The sequence below is a fragment of the Acinetobacter sp. AOR41_HL genome, assembly GCF_027854645.1.
Classification (GTDB): Bacteria; Pseudomonadota; Gammaproteobacteria; order Pseudomonadales; family Moraxellaceae; genus Acinetobacter; species Acinetobacter nosocomialis.
On the sequence record NZ_JAKTHZ010000004.1, the window covers coordinates 1 to 1,430 of the forward strand.

General features: G+C 47.0%; 2 protein-coding genes. Both read right to left on the reverse strand.

The features are described 5' to 3' along the window. Window positions 1–647 (reverse strand): beta-ketoacyl synthase N-terminal-like domain-containing protein (locus tag MKL35_RS00800; protein WP_270912563.1); only part of this gene is annotated, 647 nt, incomplete at its 3' end. Window positions 648–1,049: 402 nt separating this feature from the next. Continuing rightward, on the reverse strand, window positions 1,050–1,430 hold a 381-nt coding region (locus tag MKL35_RS00805), incomplete at its 5' end, for a CoA-transferase (protein WP_333725577.1).

Consider the following 1,430-nt stretch of genomic DNA (forward strand, 5'->3'; position numbering starts at 1 on the left):
TCACCCTTACGCTGAGGGATTTCAACTGCCACGATTTCTTTAGAAAAAAAGCCTTTGGCTTGCGCGCTTGCGGTGCGTTGTTGGCTCACCAAGGCAAACTGGTCCTGATCTGCACGATTGACGTTAAACTGTTCAGCCACGTTTTCGGCAGTCTGGGGCATGGTGTCTACACCATACAATTCTTTAAGTTTCGGGTTAATGAAGCGCCAACCCATAGTGGTGTCTTCAATCTTCTGGCTACGGCCAAAGGCACTGTCTGACTTACCCATCACATAAGGTGCACGGCTCATGCTTTCCACACCACCTGCAATCACCAAGTTCGCTTCACCTGCTTTAATGGCACGGGCAGCAATGGCAATGGCATCGAGTGATGAACCACACAAACGGTTAATGGTGGTTGCCGGAACCTGATAAGGTAACCCAGCAAGCAGTGCTGACATACGGCCCACGTTACGGTTATCTTCACCGGCTTGGTTGGCACAACCATAAATCACATCATCGACCTGTTCCCAATCTACACTTGGGTTACGCTGCATGAGTGCTTTGATAGGCACAGCGCCAAGGTCATCGGTACGGACAGGTGCAAGGCCACCGGCATAACGGCCGAATGGAGTACGGATGGCATCGATGATATAAGCGTTTTTCATTCTAACTTTTGTCCTTTACTTCAGGCCTTTTTAGCCATTCTCCGTAGGTATTTCACGGTGGCGACATGGATGTCGCCTCGTTGCTCAGCACAACAGGGAGGTTGTGTCTGAGTAACAAAGGTTTTTGGTTACTTTTTAAAAAAAGTGACACGAATTAGCTGGTGGCATCTGACTTAAACAGATAAGACTCCGTTGTGATGCTTTATAAATTTTCATATCAACGAATAACATCACAGCTGTAATTTACTGTGATACCCATAGGTCTGTCGTATAAGCGATACCTTACTTTTGAAAGGTCAAAAGTAACAAAAACCTTTGTTGAACAGAGGAGGCTTCCATGCCTCCCTGTCCAACGGGCGACATCCATGTCGCCTGTCACGATAGTTACTGCTGTTTTAAATTTTAATCTTGAGTCGCATCAATCAAAGTTGCACCAGTTAAAGCCTGTAGCTCATCAAAGCTAAGACCTTTAACTTTCTCAACTACTTTTAAACCGTCTTTGGTCACATCAATCACACACAGGTCGGTGTAAATACGATCCACACAGTGTTTACCCGTTACCGGATAAGTGAGCTCAGCGACAATCTTTGGTTCACCTTGTTTGGTGACGTGGTCTGTAGTGATAAATACTTTCTTGGCACCAACTGCCAAATCCATCGCACCACCTACGGCAGGAATCGCATCCGGTGCACCGGTGTGCCAGTTCGCCAAGTCACCATTGGCTGCAACCTGAAAGGCACCAAGTACCGCTATATCAAGGTGACCACCACGCATCATCGCAAA